This is a genomic window from Polaromonas sp. (assembly GCF_030680935.1).
Lineage (GTDB): Bacteria > Pseudomonadota > Gammaproteobacteria > Burkholderiales > Burkholderiaceae_C > Polaromonas.
Genome location: NZ_JAUXUP010000010.1, coordinates 16,026 through 34,458, shown reverse-complemented (window position 1 = coordinate 34,458; position 18,433 = coordinate 16,026). Strand labels below are relative to the sequence as shown.

Here is an 18,433-nt window from a genome sequence, read left to right as displayed (position 1 = left end):
GAATCAATTACTTTTTTTCGTCACCCAGCGCGCGGCTGGGCTTGAGGGCGGGGGCACCGGCGGCAGGTGCCGCCGGCGGAGGAGCCGGCACGGTGGCCCGGTTGCGTGGCGCCAGCAGGGCGCGGACACGGCCGTTCGGATTGGTGACGCTGCGGTTCAGGGAGCCGCTGTCCACGGTGAACACATCGGTCGGGTTGTCATAAACAATGATGTCACCGGTGGTCTCGTCCGCCAGGGTGGCGCCCTGGTAGCGGCGCAGGATGGCGCGCTTGATGAATTTGACGGTATCGGCGCGGCTGTCGTATTCAATACGTTCGCCTTCGCCTTCAATGAATTCGTCCACGCCGTCGCGCTTTTTCCGGTAAAAAGCCAGTTTGTCCGGCGCGGCCGTGACGATCGCAAACTGGTAGCCCTCGGGGTCCTGCCGCACATCGACCCGCGCACCGCGGATGATGATGGTGCCCTTGGTGATCACCACGTTGCCGGTGAACACGCTGGTCTGATTCAGGTCGTCGTAACGCAGCGCGTCGGACTCGGCATTCATCGGCATGTCGCGATCGGTCTTTTCGGCACTTGCCGGCAAGACCGTCAGGGCAAGGGCCAGCGTCAGGAGACAGGCGGTGGTTTTCATAAAGGCACGAATCTTGCTGCTTGAGTGGTATGGGCTCATTGTAGCGACGCATCCCGCGGGAATATGTAGCGCACGTAAAAAACCCGCCCATTCGGGGCGGGTGGTCGGCCAGCCGGTCGCCGCGCGGCAGGAAGAGTCGCCGCCGCTCAGCCTTTGCGCACCTGGCCTACGAGGTAGTCGGTGACCTGCAGGGCGCGCTCCATGGTCTGCGCCAGCGAGCCCGAGGTGTAAAACCGCCCGGCTATGCCAAGTGCGGGCACCCCGTCCACCTTGTAGGCATCCTGCAGCTGGGTTGCCTTGCGCGCTTTGGTCGCCACGGAAAACGAGTTGTAAAGCTCGGTAAATTTGGCCTTGTCGATGCCCTGTTTTTCCACCCACGCGGCAATCAACTCGGGTGTGTTCAGTATCTGCTTTTCAACATGAATCGCGTGAAAAACCTTTTTTTGCAGCTCCTCGACCTTGTTCATGGTCTCGAGCACATAGTAAAGGCGCTGCTGGGGTTCGAAGTCAGGCCGGAAAGCAATCGGTACGCGGCGCACCACCACATCTTTTGGCGCCTTTTTGATCCACTCTTCCAGTGCGGGCTCGAAGCGGTTGCAATGTACGCAGCTGTACCAGAAGAACTCCACCACCTCGATCTTGCCGTCGGGCGCCTCTACGGCCGCACGCTTGTCCAGCACCAGGTAGTCGGTGCCGGCACGCGGGGCGCCCTGGGCCTGCGCGGGCAGGGTCCAGGCGCCAGCAGAAGCGGCAGCCAGTGCAGCCGCAGAAACCGAAAATTCACGTCGTTGCATCAATTATTTCTCCGATATTTCTCTGTTACTACGCCACGTTGGGTTAACCGGGTGGCAAAAAGTTCAGCGCTGCACCCGGACCAGGGCGGTTTCCACGCCGCTGGCGTCCAGACGCTCTTTGGCCTTTTCGGCGTCGTCCTTTTTGTCAAATGGCCCCAGGCGGACACGAAACACCGTGCGGCCAGACTGCTCACGCTCGGTGACCTTGGCTTCCAGGCCCATCAGTGAAATCTTGGCACGTTGCTGCTCGGCATCTTCCGGGGTGCGAAAAGCCCCCACCTGCACAAAATAGTTGAAGGGGTCGGCGCCACCCGTGGCCGCTGGCGGGGTGGCCAGCCTGGCTTTGGCCAGGTCGCCTATCGGATCTGCCGCTGCGGGCCCGGCCTTGGCGCTGGGTGCAGCCGGCGCCGGGCCGGACGCGGCTGCGGTGGGTGGCGTGGCATCCTGCACCGTCCCGCTTGCAGCCGCTGAGGGTTTGGCCGGGTTTTTGCCGTACATGGGGCCGTTCGGGTTCCAGTCACGGTTCTTCTTGGCCTCGGCCGCGTCATGATCGGGGCTGCGCGACTGACCCTTGCTTGTGAAGGGGATAGGTACCTTGGTGATATACACCGCCACCGCCAGCGCGGCACCCAGCCCCACCAGCGCGCCAATGATGAGACCCAGCAGGGTTCCGCCTTTTTGTGTGTTCATACCTGGTGTCCTGTCCCACAAATAAAGGCGATATGAAATCGCCCATTCAGCCGCCATACGGCGTTACTCGTCGTTGCCATGGCTATGGCTATGTCGCCTCCTCGCGCCTTGCCTGACAGCTGACTGGACAATTTCATTGCATCACCTTATTTGTGGGACAGGACACTAGCCCGGCCTCCTTGGCCGATGTGGATGGATTCATGGTGTTACATCTTGCGCGGCGCGCTGACACCGAGCACCGCCAGGCCATTGTGCAACACCTGCGCGGTGGCCGCGACCAGCGCCAGGCGTGCGTGTTTGACCGCTTCGTCATCCACCAGAATACGTTCGGCGTCGTAATAGCTGTGGTAACTGGCCGCCAATTCACGCAGGTAAAACGCCACGTCGTGCGGCGCAAAACCGCTGGCCGCGTTGGCCAGCATGTCGGGGTATTTGGCCAGCAGCAGCATCAGGGCCTGGGCCTGTGCGCTGTCCAGCGGCGACAGGTCAACGTCCTTGAGTGTGGCCTCATCACCGCCCCATGCCGTCAGCACCGAACAGATGCGCGCATGCGCGTACTGCACGTAATACACCGGGTTTTCATTGTTTTTGGCCAGAGCCAGGTCAATGTCAAAGATGTATTCGGTATCGGGCTTGCGGCTGAGGAGGAAAAAGCGCACTGCGTCGGCGCTGGTCCACTCGATCAGGTCGCGCAGCGTGACGTAGCTGCCCGCACGTTTGGAAATCTTCACCTCTTCACCGTTGCGCACCACCCGCACCATGGTGTGCAACACATAGTCGGGGTAACCCGCGGGCACCCCCTGGTTGGCTGCCTGCAGGCCGGCGCGTACCCGGGCAATCGTGCCGTGGTGGTCCATGCCCTGGATGTTGATGGCCTTGGCAAACCCGCGCTCCCACTTGGCCAGGTGGTAGGCCACGTCGGGCACAAAGTAGGTGTAGCTGCCGTCGCCTTTTTTCATGACGCGGTCTTTGTCGTCGCCGTAGTCGGTGGACTTGAGCCACAAGGCGCCGTCCTGCTCATAGGTTTTGCCGGCGTTCTTGAGCATGGCCACGGTGGCTTCCACCCGGCCCGAGCTGTACAGGCTGGATTCCAGGTAGTAATTGTTGAAGTGGACCGAAAAGGCCTTCAGGTCCAGGTCCTGCTCGTGGCGCAGGTAGGCCACGGCAAACTGCCGGATGGCATCGAGGTCTTCGATGTCACCGCTGGCGGTGAATGCGCGGTCGTCGGAGGTGACGGTTTTTTGGGCCTTGAAGTCACGCGCGATGTCGTCGATGTAGTCGCCGTTGTAGGCGGGCTCGGGCCAGGCGACATCGCCGGGTTTGATGCCTTTGGCGCGTGCCTGCGTGCTGGTCGCCAGTGTGTGGATCTGCACCCCTGCGTCGTTGTAATAGAACTCGCGGTAGACGTCCCAGCCCTGGGTGGCAAACAGCTTGCAGATCGCGTCACCCAGCGCGGCCTGACGGCCATGGCCCACATGCAGCGGCCCGGTCGGGTTGGCCGAGACAAATTCGACAATCATTTTGTGCGCGGGGTCCAGGGGCGCCATGCCGTACTGCGCACCGGCGTGCAGCACTTCACGTACGGTCTCCTGCTTGGCGGCGGGCTTCAGGCGGAGGTTGAGAAAACCCGGTCCGGCGATCTCGATGGCATCGACCCAGCGCTCAAAAGCGGGCGTCTGCAGCAGCAAACCACGCAACTGTTCTGCAAGTTGGCGCGGGTTGAGCTTGAGCGGTTTGGCCAGCTGCATCGCCGCTGTGCAGGCGAAATCGCCATGGGCCGCCACCTTGGGTGACTCAAACGCGGCCTTGTCCCCGGCGCCCGGGGACAGTTGTTCCAGCGCGCCAGCCAGGGCTGCGAGCAGTTCTTTTTTAATCGAGAGCATGTGCTGATTTTACGGTTTGCCTGCAGGCGGTCATCCGGCCAGCGCTGCCGGGCGTTATGGAGGGGAATTCCACACGGAACTCACTGCCCCTATTTGTTTGCCCCCAATCCACTGGAGCCACCATGAAAAAACTGTTTTCCCTGATTGCTGCCGCTGTTGTTCTGTCGACCGGCCTGTCCGCACTGGCCCAACCCGCCGCCACGCCCGCTGCCGCACCGGCCAAAACCGCGCAGCAAAGCAAAATGGGCACCTGCAACAAAGAGGCCGAGGGTAAAAAGGGCGACGAGCGCAAGGCTTTCATGAAGCAGTGCCTGAGCGCCAAAGCCGAAGCCCCTGCGCAACAAACCAGGATGAAAACCTGCAATGTGGAAGCCAAAGACAAAAAAGGCGATGAGCGCAAGGCCTTCATGAAAGCGTGCCTGAGCAAGTAAGCACGCCCCGGTTCATTAAAAGCCCCGGCAGCACGGCTGCCGGGGCTTTTCTATTGGCGGCAAATGGCTGCCGCGCAGGCATGCCACAATCAAGGCTCATTCAAGAGAGTGTTTGCGCCCCGGCGCAAACCGCCGAAGGCGCAATCTCCCATGATCGCTCAGGCCCCCGTATTGAATGAAACACGCCGAATCTGGAGAGAGTGGCCGCGCCCTGCGGCCACCACCGAAGGAGCAAAACCCGACGCGCCGCAGGCGCTGCAGGTTGAATCTCTCAGGTACCAAGGACAGTGGGAGCGGCACCCCGACGGGTGTACGCTGCCGCCTTGAAATGCTACAAATTTCATAGCTGCTCACGCACGCCCGGCAAGGGATTGCGGCCTTTTTTCCTTGGAGTTTTTCATGAAAGTCACTGTTTTGGGTGCCGGCGTTACCGGTATCACCACGGCCTGGTTTTTGCGCCAGGCCGGCCACGAAGTCACTGTGGTCGATCGTCAGCCCGGCGCGGGCCTGGAAACCAGCTTTGCCAACGGCGGCCAGGTCTCTGTCAGCCACGCCGAACCGTGGGCCAACCCGGGCGCACCGCTGAAGGTATTGAAGTGGCTGCTGCGCGAAGACGCGCCGCTGCTGTTTCGCCTGCGCCCTGACCTGAACCAGTGGCTCTGGGGCCTGGACTTTTTGCGCCAGTGCACGCCGGGCCGCACGCGCCACAACATCCAACAGATGGTGAGCCTGGGCCTTTACAGCCGCGCCACGCTGCAGCAACTGCGCGCCACCACCGGCATCGACTACCAGCAAAAAACCGAAGGTATTTTGCATTTCTACACCAGTGAAAAGGAATTCGCCGATGCGCAGGCGCCCGCTGCGCTGATGCGTGAATACGGCTGCGAGCTCGACATGAAGACGCCCGATGAATGTGTGGCGATTGAACCCGCGCTTGCCGCCAGCCGCAGCCAGCTGGTGGGTGGCAGCATGACGCCCAGCGACGAGTCGGGCGACGCCCACCAGTTCACCGCCAAACTGGCGGCCCTGTGTGCATCGGCCGGCGTGGAGTTTTTGTACAACACCCGCATCGTCGGCGCGCGCAAGGAAGGCGACGCCCTGGAAGGTGTGCAGATCGCCAATGCCGACGGCATCGTCAGTGAGGTCCAGTCCGACGCCTATGTGATGTGTCTGGGCAGCTACAGCGCGCAGTGGGCCGCGCTGCTGGGCCAGAGCCTGCGGATTTACCCGGCCAAGGGTTATTCGGTCACTTTGCCGGTGATCAACGAGGCGGCGTCCTTCCATGTGTCGTTGACTGACGACGAATTCAAACTGGTGTTTTCGCGCTTGGGCAATCGGCTGCGGATTGCTGGCACGGCCGAGTTGGGCGGCTACAACACCGATTTGAATCTGGTGCGCTGCGAAGCGATAGTGAGGCGCGTGCGACAGCTGTTCCCTGAGATGACGGACGGAAAAAATGCGCAGTACTGGACCGGGCTGCGGCCCGCCACGCCGTCCAATGTGCCCTATATCGGCACCTCGAAAACCCGCAAGCTGTTTCTCAATACGGGGCACGGCACGCTGGGCTGGACGCATGCTTGTGGCTCCGGTGCAGCAATTGCGGACATCGTCAGCGGGCGGGTCCCGGAGGTGGACTTTGCCTTCACCGGCCTGGGGCATTCACGCAAGCTGGTCTCGCCGGGCCGACCGGCAGCCGTCCGGGCCTGAGACGGGAGGGGGCGGTCGCGGTGCGCCGCTCCCTTAGCCAAATCCCCGCGCCAGAAACACGGCCGCCAGCGGGATAAATGGCAGGATGTGCGCCTGCAGCATGACCAGCTTGCGCGCTTTCTTCACCTGGTCGGCGCCTGGCAATGCGCCGCTGGCTGCCAGCTCGCGCTGCCAGCGGGCGAACATCAGCGTGGGCTTGATGGACAGCAGGCCGATCGTGACAAACAGCGCCAGCTTGACATACAGCAGGGGCTGGCTGCCATACCACTCGCCGCCCTTGGCGCCAAGGAAGACGCGCATCAGACCCGTCAGGAAAACTGCGCCCGCTGCCGCGCCGTAGATCAGGTCGATCTTGCGCAAGCGCTGAACCACAGCCGCGTTCATCCATTCCACCCGGCACAAGGCCGCTTCACTGGCCAGAAACACCACCATGGTCAGGATGGCCAGGATGTGTGCGTAAGCTAGCAGGGCTTCCAGTGCCATGGCGGGTGATCCTCTGGCTCAGTGGTGTTCGGGTTGTGGCCCGGCCCAGAACTCCCGCTGGCCATAGTGGTGTTTGAGAAAGTCTATCCACAGCCGCACACGCAGCGGCAGGTGCTTGCGCTGCGGAAAAACCGCGTAAATGCCATTTGGCGGCGCATCAAACGCGGACAGCACCGCCACCAGTTTGCCGGCGGCAATCTCGGCCTCGACCTCCCAGGTGCTGCGCCAGGCAATGCCATAACCGGCCATACACCAGTCGTGTAACACCTGGCCGTCCGAACAATCGAGCGGGCCGCCTGGCTTGAGGTGGATGACATCGAAGTCACTGTCGGCCGCCGCGTCCGTCGGGGCGCCTTCAGCTTGCTGCCCTGGGGTATTGCGCGGGACGCGAAATGCCCAGCCCCTGGTTTGGGACGCATCACTTGACAGTGTCAGGCAGTCGAACTTTGCGAGGTCAGTTGGTCGCTGCGGTGTGCCGTGCCGCTTCAGGTATTCGGGCGTGGCCACACACAGGCGCCGGTTGTCGGCCATGCGTACGCTGACCAGCGACGAGTCGGGCAGGTCGCCGACCCGCACCGCGCAGTCAAAACCTTCGCCCGCCAGATCCACCACCCGGTCGCTCAGGTTCAGTGAAATCGTCACATCGGTGTGCTGCTGGCGAAAGCGCGGTATCAGTGGCGCCACATGGCGGCGCCCGAAGCCCGCAGGCGCGGTGATGCGCAGGTGGCCGCTGGCCTTGACGCCGCCGGCTGAAACGCTGGCCTCTGCGTTGGCAAAATCGATCAGAAGACGCTGGCAGTCTTCCATGAAGGCGCTGCCCTCATGCGTCAGCGTGATGCGCCGCGTGGTGCGTACCAGCAGCTTGACACCCAGGCGCTCTTCCAGCGCATCGAGGCGCCGCCCCATGATGGCCGGGGCCACGCCCTCGGCATTGGCGGCGGCAGTCAGGCTGCCGCGCGTGGCCACCGAGACGAATGATTCCATCTGCTTGAGTTTGTCCATGGCTGGCGATTATGCGCACGAAAGGTGGCAATGGCGGTCAAAGGGCTTTTATTGCGCCAAAACGGCGACCCGACTGGCCGCCAGCGCAGCCACCTCCGCCTCGCTGTAACCCAGGCTGAGCAGCAGTGGCAGTGTGTGTTCACCCAGCCGCGGCGGGTTCAGGCGCACCCCGGGGCGCTGGCCAGCCAGCGTCAGCGGCAGCAAGGGCACGCTGGTGGCGCGGCCGTCGGGCAAGGTCATGGGCGCGAGCCCGCCGGTCTGCAACAGGTGCGGGTCTTCAAACAAATCCTCGGGCCGGGTGATGGGCGCAAACGGCAGGCCGCGCGCTTCAAACAGCGTGCTGAGTTCTGGCGCGGTGTACAAGGCCAGGCGCTCACGCAGCAGCGGCATTAGCCAGTCGCGTGCGCGGACCCGGTCGTTGTTGCTGTCCAGCCGGCGGTCGGACCGCAGGTCGGCAAAACCGAAGGCGTCGCAAAACAGCTGCCACTGGGTGTCGCTGACCACTGCCAGAAAAACCTGCTCGCCTTCACGCACCGTGAAGACGTCGTAAATACCCCAGGCCGAAATGCGGTCCGGCATGGGTGCGGCGGGTTGACCGGTCACCGCAAACTGCATCATGTGCTGGGCCACCAGAAACACATTGTTTTCAAACAGGGCAGCCTGTACCTCCTGGCCCAGGCCTGTTTTTTCGCGAGCGCTCAGTGCGGCCATGACCCCAATGGCGCCAAACATGCCGCCCATGATGTCGTTGACGCTGGAGCCGGCGCGCAGTGGGTCGCCGGGCCTGCCCGTCATGTAGGCCAGGCCGCCCATCATTTGCACCACTTCATCCAGCGCGGTGCGGTGTTCATAGGGGCCGGGCAAAAACCCCTTGTGGCTGGCATACACCAGGCGCGGGTTCAGCCTGGACAGGCTGGCGTAGTCCAGCCCCAGTTTTTGCAGGGCACCGGGCTTGAAGTTTTCGGTGACGACGTCGGCGGTCGCGATGAGTTTGAGGGCCACCTCCAGACCCTGCGGCGTCTGCAGATCCAGGGCCACACTTTTCTTGTTGCGGTTGAACATGGCAAAAAAGCCGGCGCCAGAACCCAGCAGGCGGCGGGTGTTGTCGCCGCCCGGCGGTTCCACCTTGATGACCTCGGCCCCCAGATCGGCCAGCACCATGCCGCAGGTGGGGCCCATCACCATGTGGCTGAATTCAATCACACGCAGCCCCGCAAGCGGGAGTTGGCTGGCGAGGGGCGTAGTGGAATCGGACACAGAGGGAATCCTTGGAAAAAGCGGGTTTTGCGGCTGGGCAAATTATGCGACGCTGCTCTTGTGTCGAATTACAGTTGTAAAAGTCACGGATAAACTAATATTTGGCCAGTTAATCACTGACAAAGTATCAAATACATTATGGAGATGGAAAATCCCAAAGGCGGGCCGGTCCCTGCACGTGCGGTTCTATTTGATGCCTACGGCACGCTGTTTGACGTGTACAGCGTGGGCCTGCTGGCCGAGCAACTGTTCCCGGGACAGGGCCAGGCGCTGGGCCTGCTCTGGCGTGACAAACAGATTGAATACACCCGCCTGGTGACCACCAGCAATGACGGTGCGCACTACCAACCCTTTTGGGACCTGACCCGCGCCGGCTTGCGGTATGCCTGTAAACGCCTGGGGCTGGACCTGACGGCTGAACGCGAACAGCGGCTGATGAACCAGTACCGGCATCTCTCGGCTTTTCCGGAAAACCGCGAGGTGCTGCGCGCCCTGAAGGCGCGCGGCATCGTCACTGGCATTTTGTCCAACGGCGATCCGGCCATGCTGGACGTGGCCGTCAAGTCTGCCGGGCTGGATGATTTGCTGGACCATGTGATCAGCGTGGACGGCATACGCAAATACAAAACCCACCCGCAGGCCTATGCCCTGGGCCCCCAGGCCACCGGGCTGCCGGCGGCGCAGACGGTGTTTGTGAGTTGCAACAGCTGGGACGCGCTGGCCGCCACCTGGTACGGCTACCAGACCTTGTGGGTCAACCGGTACGCCTTGCCGTTTGAAGAACTGGGCACACAGCCCACACGCACCGGCGGCACGCTGCGCGATGTGCTTGGATTTTTTGACGCGGGATAATCCGCAACACGCTCTTTGTAATTCGCTTCTTCCTTTTTCCATTTTCTTTCTTTGAGGTTCTTCCATGACAACAACCAACCCGCGCACATCACTCCATGGCCTGCAGGTGGCTACGGTTTTGCAACGTTTTGTCGACGACAAGGTGCTGCCGGGTACTGGTGTGGACAGTGCCACGTTCTGGAAAGGCTTCGGTGCCATCGTGGCCGACCTGGCACCCAAAAACATCGCCCTGCTGGCCGAGCGCGATCGCCTGCAGACCGAGATGGATACCTGGCACAAGGCCAACCCCGGCCCCATAGCCGACATGAAGGCCTACCGCGCCTTTCTGGAGAAAACCGGCTACCTGGCACCGCAGCCAAAAAAAGTCAGCATCACCACCAGCAACGTCGACGCCGAGCTGGCAAAGCAGGCTGGTCCGCAGCTGGTGGTGCCCATCCTGAACGCCCGTTACGCGTTGAACGCCGCCAACGCGCGCTGGGGCTCTTTGTACGACGCGCTGTACGGCACCGACGTGATTGACGAAACCGGCGGCGCTGAAAAAGGCAAAGGCTACAACCCGGTACGCGGCGCCAAAGTGATCGAATACGCGCGTTATGTGCTGGACCGCACCGCGCCGCTGTCCAAGGGCTCGCACATCGACTCCACCAGCTACGCCATCAAGGGCGGCAAACTGGTCGTCACGCTCAAGAGCGGCAAAACCACCACACTGGACGACGCGAACCAGCTCATTGGTTACCAGGGCAAAGCGTTGGCGCCAACGTCGGTACTGCTGCAGCACAACGGCTTGCACATCGACATCCGCATAGACCGCAACACGCCGATTGGCAAGACCGATCCGGCTGGTGTCAGCGATCTGGTGCTGGAGGCGGCTTTGTCCACCATTCTGGATCTGGAAGATTCGGTGGCAGTGGTCGACGCCGACGACAAGGTGCTGGCTTACAGCAACTGGCTGGGCATTTTGCAGGGCACGCTGACCGAAAGCGTGACCAAGGATGGCAAGACTTTCACCCGTGGCCTGAACCCCGACCGCGAGTACACCTCGCCCAAAGGCAAACCGGTCAGCCTGCATGGACGGTCGTTGATGTTTGTGCGCAATGTCGGCCACCTGATGACCAACCCGGCCATCCTGTACACAGGCACCGATGGCAAGACGCGCGAGATTCCTGAAGGCATTCTGGACGCAGTGATCACCACAACGATTGCCATGCACGACCTGAAACGCAAGGGCAGGCCCGGCATCAAAAACTCACGCAAGGGCTCGGTCTACATCGTCAAGCCCAAGATGCACGGTCCGGCGGAAGTCGCGTTTGCCGCCGAGCTGTTCAGCCGCGTCGAAAAAATGCTGGGCCTGCCGGACAGCACCGTCAAGCTGGGCATCATGGACGAAGAGCGCCGCACCAGCGTCAACCTCAAAGCCTGTATCGCCGCCGCCTCCAGCCGCGTGGCTTTCATCAACACCGGCTTTCTGGACCGCACCGGCGACGAGATGCACACCGCCATGCAGGCCGGCCCCATGATCCGCAAGGGCGACATGAAAACCAGCGCCTGGATTGCCGCCTACGAGAAAAACAACGTGCTGGTTGGCCTGAGCTGCGGCCTGCGCGGCAAGGCGCAGATCGGCAAAGGCATGTGGGCCATGCCTGACCTCATGAAAGCCATGATGGAGCAGAAAATTGCCCACCCGAAAGCCGGTGCCAACACCGCCTGGGTGCCCAGCCCGACGGGCGCCACCCTGCATGCGCTGCATTACCATCAGGTCAAGGTCAGCAAGGTGCAGAAAGACCTTGAAAAAATCGACGCCGGCAAGGAGCGAAACAACATCCTGAACGCTTTGCTGCAAATCCCTGTGACCAACGCGCCCAACTGGACGCCGGAAGCGAAGCAGCAGGAGCTGGACAACAACGCCCAGGGCATTCTGGGTTACGTGGTGCGCTGGATTGACCAGGGTGTGGGCTGCTCCAAGGTGCCCGATATCCACAACATCGGCCTGATGGAAGACCGCGCCACCCTGCGCATCAGCAGCCAGCACATCGCCAACTGGCTGCACCACGGCGTGGTCACCAAGGCGCAAGTCACAGAGACCTTCGAACGCATGGCCGCTGTGGTGGACAAGCAAAATGCCGGCGACAAGCTGTACCAGCCCATGGCCGGGCACTTTGACAAGTCGGCGGCGTACAAGGCGGCGTGTGAGCTGGTGTTCAAAGGGCTTGAACAGCCCAGTGGTTATACCGAGCCGTTGCTGCATGCCTGGCGACTCAAGGTGAAGGCAGGCAGTGTCTGATATCTGCTATTGATTGGATAGCTGTCTACGCTTGTTGGATAAGGGCTGGAGTCCGATTTGACTCAAACTTTTACATGAATGGCACCCTCGGGTGCCTTTTTTGTGGCCATCACTACAACGGACCCGCCCTTGCGCCCTCTTTTGAATCCAGTTGCCAAAGCCTGGCGTATCCCTCCCAAGCGGATACATCGCTCACGCACTGTGGCGGATTCCACAGACCCATCTACTTCAAATCAGGAGCCTCACTTTTATGAAAAAACTACTTATTGCAGCCGGCGTTGCCGTTTTGCTCAGCGCTTGTGCCGGTGGCATGTCCAACACGGGTATGTCCGGCAGCAGCATGTCGGGTGGCTCGTCGGTCATGGTCGGCGGCGCGGCCATGTTCCCGACCAAGGACATCATTGACAACGCCGTCAACTCCAAAGACCACACCACGCTGGTGGCCGCAGTCAAGGCAGCCGGTCTGGTGGACACGCTCAAGACCCCCGGCCCGTTCACCGTTTTTGCACCGACCAATGCGGCGTTTGACGCCCTGCCAGCCGGCACGGTCGCCACCCTGCTCAAGCCTGAGAACAAGGCCACACTGACCAAAATCCTGACGGCCCATGTGGTGTCCGGAAAGCTCGACGCAGCGGCACTGAGCCAGCGCGTGATGGCTGGCAATGGCCGCGCCACACTGACCACCGTCAGCGGCGACGCCCTGGTCGTGACCACCAGCGGTTCCAATGTGATGGTGACCGACGAAAAAGGCGGCACGGCCATGGTCAGCATTGCCAACGTTTACCAGTCCAATGGCGTGATCCACGTGGTCAACAAGGTGCTGGTGCCGAACTAAGCCAGTCGTCTCTTTCCGGGCATTGCTTGTCCGGGCCCGGCCAAAGCCGCCACAAACTGCAACGGTTTGTGGCGGCTTTTTTTGCGCAGGGCGTGCAGGGCGCGCCCCGGATACCAGTCAGGCCGAGGCGCCCCTGGCACATGGCAAGGTGCGAGTTGCTATATAAATAATAGCTAAGTACGACTGCTCCTATTGAGCTGGTGCGGTTTTATGCTGCTGGTTCTGCGGGGCAAAAACCTGGCAACGGGGTATCAGCCAGCTGCCCGCGCAGCTGGCCTGGAAGTCGATCACAAATGTAAGCAGCGTCCATTTGCTAGCGCCCGGGTTAGAAATCGTTACAAGATCCTTCCCCGCCTTCATCTCTGGCGGACCAGTTCGGCCCACACTCCGCTTTCGGGCTGTGCCGGAGACTTCCGGCAAATTCACTGGACGGGATGCCATCTTGTTATCGACCTTGCCTTCCACCCTCGCGCCGTCGGCCGATGTTCTTCAGCGTTGCCTGAAGGAAGCCGCCGCCGCATCGCAGCCCGCGCTGGCGCAATGTATAGGCCATGCGGTCTCGGCGCTGCAGGTGGCTGAAACCCAGAGCATGAAAGTGGCAGAGCGCGATGAGCTGGGGATGGCCTGGCGCGAGCTTTTGAAGCACAAAGACGCCTGGTGCGCGCGGTACCCGGCCGATCTGATGGCGGCGTTCAAGCTTGCCGGTGCCTCCGACGTCGCTTCTCTGCCGACCGCTGCCGGCAATGGGCCGGCTCCGGTGCTGCTGGACGACATGTTCTCGCTGGTGGATGACTCGAAAGTCGAAGAAGGCATTGAGGCCTCGCGCCTGCTGCAGCAGGTGTTGCCGATGCTGGAGCAGGTGCTCACCGAGCTTGATGGATTGATGAGTTCAGCCCAGGGATTGATCCAGGTCAGCCCCGAGCGCAACCCCGTGCGGCCTGCGGTGTATGTGCAAACCCTGCGCACGCTGTTGCTTGCGGCGCCGGTAGAACCCGCCGTCAGTGTGTTGTGGGCCAAACACCTGGCTGAGCCTCTGGGGCGTGAGCTCAAGCGGGTTTACGAAAGGTTGATCAATGTGCTTGAGTTGGCCCAGGTACGCACTGCCAGCTACCGCGTGTTGCCCACACCGGCGGCCACTGGCAAGCGGACGGGCGGACCGGGCGGCCCAGGTGCAACGGCCAGCGGCAGCGCGCGCAACGCGGCCGGGCCTGCGGGCGGATATGCCTCTGACGAGGAGCCGTTCCGCCCTGCCCACTTCGCCGATCTGTCCAACCACGACATCAGGAATGCGCTTTTTCACAATTTCCTCTCGGGTGACCGCAGCACCGCTGGCCATGGACTGGCACCCGCTTATTACGCCACCATCGAAGAAGAGCTGATCGCGCTGAAGGCCGCGCGCGACTCTGCCCCGGCGCCCCTGCGGGCGGAACCTCCATCCTCGGCTGTGGCTGTGAACGGCACGGGACACAGCTATTCAGGAACCCGCAGCGACCCGCAACGCCAGCCGCTTCCCGCGCAGGATGCGGATGACGCCGAGGGCGCTTCGGGCATTGTGGATGTGCTGAGCCAGCTCAGCTCCCAGGTCTGGGGCGTGTATGGGCGCGCCCGCGAGCGTGCGCTGGTCCACACCCAGTTGAAAAAAGACGCCACCCGCGTCGGCCAGGTGCTGGGCATGGAGGTGGTCAGAAAACTCGTCAGCCGCGTGGCGCAAGACCCGCGCCTGCTGGTACCGGTGCGCGAAGCCATTGTGGCGCTGGAGCCTTCGCTGCTTCGGCTGGCCATGGTGGACTCGCGTTTTTTCAGTGACGAAAGCCACCCAGGCAGGCGCCTGATGGAGCGCGTGGCGCAGCGCAGCTTCATGTACAAGGACGAGAGCAGTCCGCAGTTCGATGGTTTCTTTCAGTCTGTCACCGACGCCTTCAATGCACTCAATGCAAGCGCGATAAACGACGCCCGCCCCTTTGCCGCGGCGCTGAACGCGCTGATCGAGCTATGGGACGGGCAGGACCAGCAGGAGCAGGCGCAGCGCGGCCATATCCGGCAGAACATGCAGTTCGCCGAAGAGCGGCAACTCAAGGCCGACCAGATCGCTTTCGACCTGAGTGCGCGCGCTGACCTGGCGCAGGTACCCGGGGTGGTGCTGGATTTCCTCTTTGGCCCCTGGGCGCTGGTGCTGGCACATGCCCGCCTGACCGATACCCAGCGCCAGATCGACCCCCAGGGTTATGGCTCGCTGGTGACCGACCTGCTGTGGAGCGTCAAGCGCGAGGTCACCCTCAAGCGGCCCGCCAAACTGATTGAGATGATCCCCGGCCTGCTGGCCAGGTTGCACGCCGGCCTGGCGTCGCTGGGGCAGGACCCGCGCGAGACCGAAGCCTTTTTCGCGGCGATGGAGCAACTGCACCGTCCAGTGCTCAAGCTGCGCCGGGTGCGCAGTCGGCGCGATGTGGCCGAGTCTTGCCCTGCGCCGCTGGAGTCAACCTCCACCGACACCGATATGACCGGCTTCAATGACGCGTCTGACCTCAGCGACCTTCAGCCCGCCACACTGGCGCAACGCACCGCCAAGGCCGCTGGCCAGCCATGGATGGCACCGCAAGAGCTCGATGACGCGGGTTTTGAGGACACCCTTGCGTCAGGCCCCGCGGAGTTGAGCGCAACGCCTGACGACGAATATGCTGCGGCGGTTTATGGGCATGAAGACCAGCAAGCGCAGTCGGTCACCGAGGACGATGAGCGCCAGCCTGAAGACATCCTCATGGCGCTGCGCGAAGGCAGCTGGGTGGACCTGTATTCGAAGCGCCAGTGGTTGCGCGCCCAGCTCATCTGGGCCAGCACACGCGGCACACTTTTCATGTTTGTCAGCCACGGCGGGCATCCGCATTCGATGACCAAACGCAGCTGCGAGCGGCTGATCAAGGAGCGCCTGCTGATACCCGTCGAGATGCACGGCGTGGTGGCGCATGCGCTGGATCACCTGGTCAAGCAGGCAGACCCCAACCAGGGCCTGGTAACAGGCACTAAACCGGCAAACCCCTGAACTTCAGCGCGGCCTGACGAATCACTTCGGCCAGCAGTTGTTCCTTGGCCTGGAGTTCGCGCAGCCAGCGCGCGTCGTTGTTGGACAGCTCAACGCTGCTGCGCAGCAGGTGTATGCCGCTGCTGGCGCCCAGGGGCCCGGCATGCGGCCCGATCTTGTCCATGGTCATCAGAATGTGATCCCGCAGTGCCATGTGTTCGCCGGTGGCTGGATCCACGTACACGGCCTCCAGCCCAAAGCGGCAGGCCTGGAAGCGGTTGTAGGTGTAGACCAGGTAGTCGTCTTCGGTGGGCGTGAAGGGCTGGTCGTTCATGAACCATGAGGCCAGCGACTGCACATAGCCGGACAGCGCTGCAGCCCGGCCTACGGTCAGTGGTGTGTCGAAGACCCGGATTTCGATGGTGCCAAACTCCGGCTTGGGACGGATGTCCCAGTAAAAGTCCTTCATGCTGCGGACCACACCAGTGCGTGTCATCTTCTCAAAATAAACCGTGAAGTCGTCCCAGGTCAGGGCCAACGGTGCGCGGCCCGATAGCGGAAAGGCAAACACTGAATTGAGCCGCGCAGAATCAAAGGCCGTGTCCTGCCCCTGCACATAAGGCGACGAGGCCGACAGTGCAATGAAGTGCGGTATGTAGCGCGACATGCGGTGAAGCGTGAGCAGCGCGGTATCGGCATCAGGGCAGCCCACATGCACATGCTGGCCAAAAATCGTGAACTGCTTGGACAGGTAGCCATACAGCTCGGACAGCTCGCGAAAACGCGGCTTGTCGTAAATGCGGCGTTCGTGCCACTGCTGGAAAGGGTGGGTGCCGCCGCCGACCACCGCGATGTTGAGTTTGTCCGCGCTTTTGACCAGCGCGTCGCGAATCTGCGTCAGCTGCCCCAGCACCTCCGACGAAGACTGGCACACGCCCGTGGATATCTCGATCATGCTGGACGTCATCTCCGGCACCACGCTGCCGGGCAGCGGTATTTTGTGCATCAGACGCAGCATGTCCTCGGCATAGGGCGCCAGGTCGTAGTCGTGCGTGTTGACCAGTTGCAGCTCCAGCTCAACGCCCAGGGACAGCGCCTCAGATTTCTGGAAAGGCTCCAGCCCGCCCGGCGCCGTCGGCCGGTCTTTGTGTTCACTCACGAAGATCTCCTGTGCTGTTGTTCCACGGTTTGTGTGTCCAGGGCCGGGAGTTTTCACCGGCGCGGTAGATGGCAAAGGTGGCAAGAATGGCCCCCAGCACTTCCATCAGCAGAATGGCCGGTAACGCAATGCTGGCAATACGCGGACCGATGGAGCCGGACGCCACCACAAACTGCGACACCAGCAGCAGCGCGACCGATGACATCGGCGACATCGCGCAGCCCACCCACAGGGCCTGTTTCCAGCTGGCGCCACTGCCCACATTGCCCAGCGCGACGCCGATGATTTTGGCCAGCGCCCGCGCCACGACCAGTGCGGCCACCAGCCCTGCCACCTGCCCGCTCCAGTCGGCCTGAGCCGCCACCACGGACACCAGGACAAACATCAACATGGTCAGCATGCTCGATGCGGTGCCCATTTGCCGCGGCCAGGACCATGGGCGCGGGTTGAGCTGCTTGAGCAGCATGCCGCCCAGCAGCGCGGCCAGCGGCGCCGACCCGCCAAAATTGGCGGCCAGCGCTGCACCCGCGGCAATCAGTGCCAACAGCAAAATGCCGGTGTTCTCGCTGGTCGGGCTCATCACGCGAAGGGCCGAACGCAGGGCCAGCGCCAGGCCGGCGCCGACCGCCACTGACAGGCCCAGGACCACCGCCACGGGGTAGAGGGTGTTGGTCAGGCTCAGATCGGCGGTGTTCATCATGCCGGCGCGGGCGCTGCAAAAGGTCAGTGCATACAGCGTGCTCAAGGTAGAGAGCACCATCGCGCGTTCGGTCACCGGGCCGGACGCGCGGGTGTCCATGATGACGCGCGACAGCACCGCCGGCGAGGCGGCCATGGCCAGCAGAGCCAGGGGTTCGGCAACGATCTCGCGCACCCCCACGTAAGTCAGTGCCCAGTACACGGCTACAAACGTCAGGCTGGATTCGGCCAGGCTTTGCACCAGCACCATCGGGTTGTGACGAAACCAGCGCAGCGGAATCCGCCCGCCCGCTTCAAACAGCACAACAGCCACGCCAAGCTCCAGCAGAAAAAGGCCTGTGCCCTGCAGGGGCCAGACAGCGCCGGTAAAGCCGGCCAGGCCGGCAAAAGCGCCAACCATGGAGTAGCCAACTACTTTGGGAATACCCGCATATCGCTGCACCAGATGACCGGTGAGGGCGGCAACCGCCAGCAGTATCGACCACTGGACGGTAGGCAAGCCGGCCGAGGGCCTGATCCATTCGGCCCAGATGGCCAAGACTTCATTCATGCAAGGGGGTCTCCGTTGGTTAATGAAAGTTCTGCGCCGTTACGCCGGCTCGCGGGGGCTGAGAATGGCCGATGGCGCCTGCCCAAGCCTGGTGGAAACCGGTAGGGACGACAGCCCGGAGGTGCTTGGGGCGACACACTGATGTTTGCGCCGATGGGAG

At 62.4% G+C, this 18,433-nt stretch carries 15 protein-coding genes and 1 riboswitch; of the genes, 6 read left to right on the top strand and 9 right to left on the bottom strand.

Annotation, left to right across the window (positions count from 1 at the left end):
* Window positions 1-7: 7 nt before the first annotated feature.
* The 4 genes from lptA to argS all read right to left on the bottom strand — a co-directional run bounded on the left by lptA (window position 8) and on the right by argS (window position 3,998).
* Window positions 8-631 carry a lipopolysaccharide transport periplasmic protein LptA gene (lptA, locus tag Q8L50_RS03000; RefSeq protein WP_305347166.1) on the bottom strand — a complete coding sequence of 208 codons (624 nt, stop codon included), beginning with the start codon at window positions 629-631 and terminating at the stop codon, window positions 8-10.
* 146 nt (window positions 632-777) lie between these two features.
* A complete protein-coding gene (locus tag Q8L50_RS02995; protein ID WP_305347165.1) occupies window positions 778-1,425 on the bottom strand; it encodes a thiol:disulfide interchange protein DsbA/DsbL in 648 nt (215 codons plus the stop codon).
* A 63-nt stretch (window positions 1,426-1,488) separates the two neighbouring features.
* Window positions 1,489-2,115, bottom strand: coding sequence for an SPOR domain-containing protein (locus tag Q8L50_RS02990; protein WP_305347164.1), 627 nt, complete (start codon window positions 2,113-2,115; stop codon window positions 1,489-1,491).
* 206 nt (window positions 2,116-2,321) lie between these two features.
* Entirely contained in the window at window positions 2,322-3,998 is a 1,677-nt protein-coding gene (gene argS, locus Q8L50_RS02985) for an arginine--tRNA ligase (protein ID WP_305347163.1), read from the bottom strand.
* Between the two features lie 122 nt (window positions 3,999-4,120).
* Here argS and Q8L50_RS02980 point away from each other — a divergent pair, with 122 nt between their 5' ends.
* Together Q8L50_RS02980 and Q8L50_RS02975 are read left to right on the top strand one after the other, a co-directional pair.
* Complete coding sequence (locus Q8L50_RS02980; RefSeq protein WP_305347162.1) at window positions 4,121-4,429, top strand: PsiF family protein; 309 nt, start codon at window positions 4,121-4,123, stop codon at window positions 4,427-4,429.
* Window positions 4,430-4,520: 91 nt separating this feature from the next.
* Window positions 4,521-4,613, top strand: a riboswitch (glycine riboswitch).
* 215 nt (window positions 4,614-4,828) lie between these two features.
* Window positions 4,829-6,136, top strand: a complete 1,308-nt coding sequence (locus Q8L50_RS02975) for a D-amino acid dehydrogenase (protein ID WP_305347161.1) — start codon at window positions 4,829-4,831, stop codon at window positions 6,134-6,136.
* Window positions 6,137-6,169: 33 nt separating this feature from the next.
* On the opposite strand, the gene Q8L50_RS02970 is transcribed toward Q8L50_RS02975, so the two are convergent.
* From Q8L50_RS02970 to Q8L50_RS02960, 3 genes are read right to left on the bottom strand one after another with little or no spacing between them, the layout of a single operon-like run.
* A complete protein-coding gene (locus Q8L50_RS02970) occupies window positions 6,170-6,619 on the bottom strand; it encodes a DUF2214 family protein (protein ID WP_305347160.1) in 450 nt (149 codons plus the stop codon).
* Between the two features lie 18 nt (window positions 6,620-6,637).
* Window positions 6,638-7,621 carry a LysR family transcriptional regulator gene (locus Q8L50_RS02965; RefSeq protein ID WP_305347159.1) on the bottom strand — a complete coding sequence of 328 codons (984 nt, stop codon included), beginning with the start codon at window positions 7,619-7,621 and terminating at the stop codon, window positions 6,638-6,640.
* Between the two features lie 48 nt (window positions 7,622-7,669).
* Window positions 7,670-8,878 carry a CaiB/BaiF CoA transferase family protein gene (locus tag Q8L50_RS02960; RefSeq protein ID WP_370869736.1) on the bottom strand — a complete coding sequence of 403 codons (1,209 nt, stop codon included), beginning with the start codon at window positions 8,876-8,878 and terminating at the stop codon, window positions 7,670-7,672.
* A 144-nt stretch (window positions 8,879-9,022) separates the two neighbouring features.
* Between Q8L50_RS02960 and Q8L50_RS02955 the strand changes: the two genes are divergently transcribed.
* The 4 genes from Q8L50_RS02955 to Q8L50_RS02940 all read left to right on the top strand — a co-directional run bounded on the left by Q8L50_RS02955 (window position 9,023) and on the right by Q8L50_RS02940 (window position 15,886).
* A complete protein-coding gene (locus tag Q8L50_RS02955) occupies window positions 9,023-9,730 on the top strand; it encodes a haloacid dehalogenase type II (protein WP_305347158.1) in 708 nt (235 codons plus the stop codon).
* 64 nt (window positions 9,731-9,794) lie between these two features.
* Window positions 9,795-12,011 carry a malate synthase G gene (locus Q8L50_RS02950; RefSeq protein WP_305347157.1) on the top strand — a complete coding sequence of 739 codons (2,217 nt, stop codon included), beginning with the start codon at window positions 9,795-9,797 and terminating at the stop codon, window positions 12,009-12,011.
* A gap of 250 nt (window positions 12,012-12,261) precedes the next feature.
* Entirely contained in the window at window positions 12,262-12,846 is a 585-nt protein-coding gene (locus Q8L50_RS02945) for a fasciclin domain-containing protein (protein WP_305347156.1), read from the top strand.
* A 454-nt stretch (window positions 12,847-13,300) separates the two neighbouring features.
* Window positions 13,301-15,886 carry a DUF1631 family protein gene (locus tag Q8L50_RS02940; RefSeq protein WP_305347155.1) on the top strand — a complete coding sequence of 862 codons (2,586 nt, stop codon included), beginning with the start codon at window positions 13,301-13,303 and terminating at the stop codon, window positions 15,884-15,886.
* On the opposite strand, the gene Q8L50_RS02935 is transcribed toward Q8L50_RS02940, so the two are convergent.
* Together Q8L50_RS02935 and Q8L50_RS02930 are read right to left on the bottom strand one after the other, a co-directional pair.
* Window positions 15,867-17,024, bottom strand: a complete 1,158-nt coding sequence (locus Q8L50_RS02935) for a YbdK family carboxylate-amine ligase (RefSeq protein WP_305347154.1) — start codon at window positions 17,022-17,024, stop codon at window positions 15,867-15,869. The genes Q8L50_RS02940 and Q8L50_RS02935 overlap by 20 nt on opposite strands.
* A complete protein-coding gene (locus tag Q8L50_RS02930) occupies window positions 17,017-18,273 on the bottom strand; it encodes a cation:proton antiporter (RefSeq protein WP_305347153.1) in 1,257 nt (418 codons plus the stop codon). The genes Q8L50_RS02935 and Q8L50_RS02930 overlap by 8 nt, the downstream gene beginning before the upstream one ends.
* Window positions 18,274-18,433 lie beyond the last annotated feature (160 nt).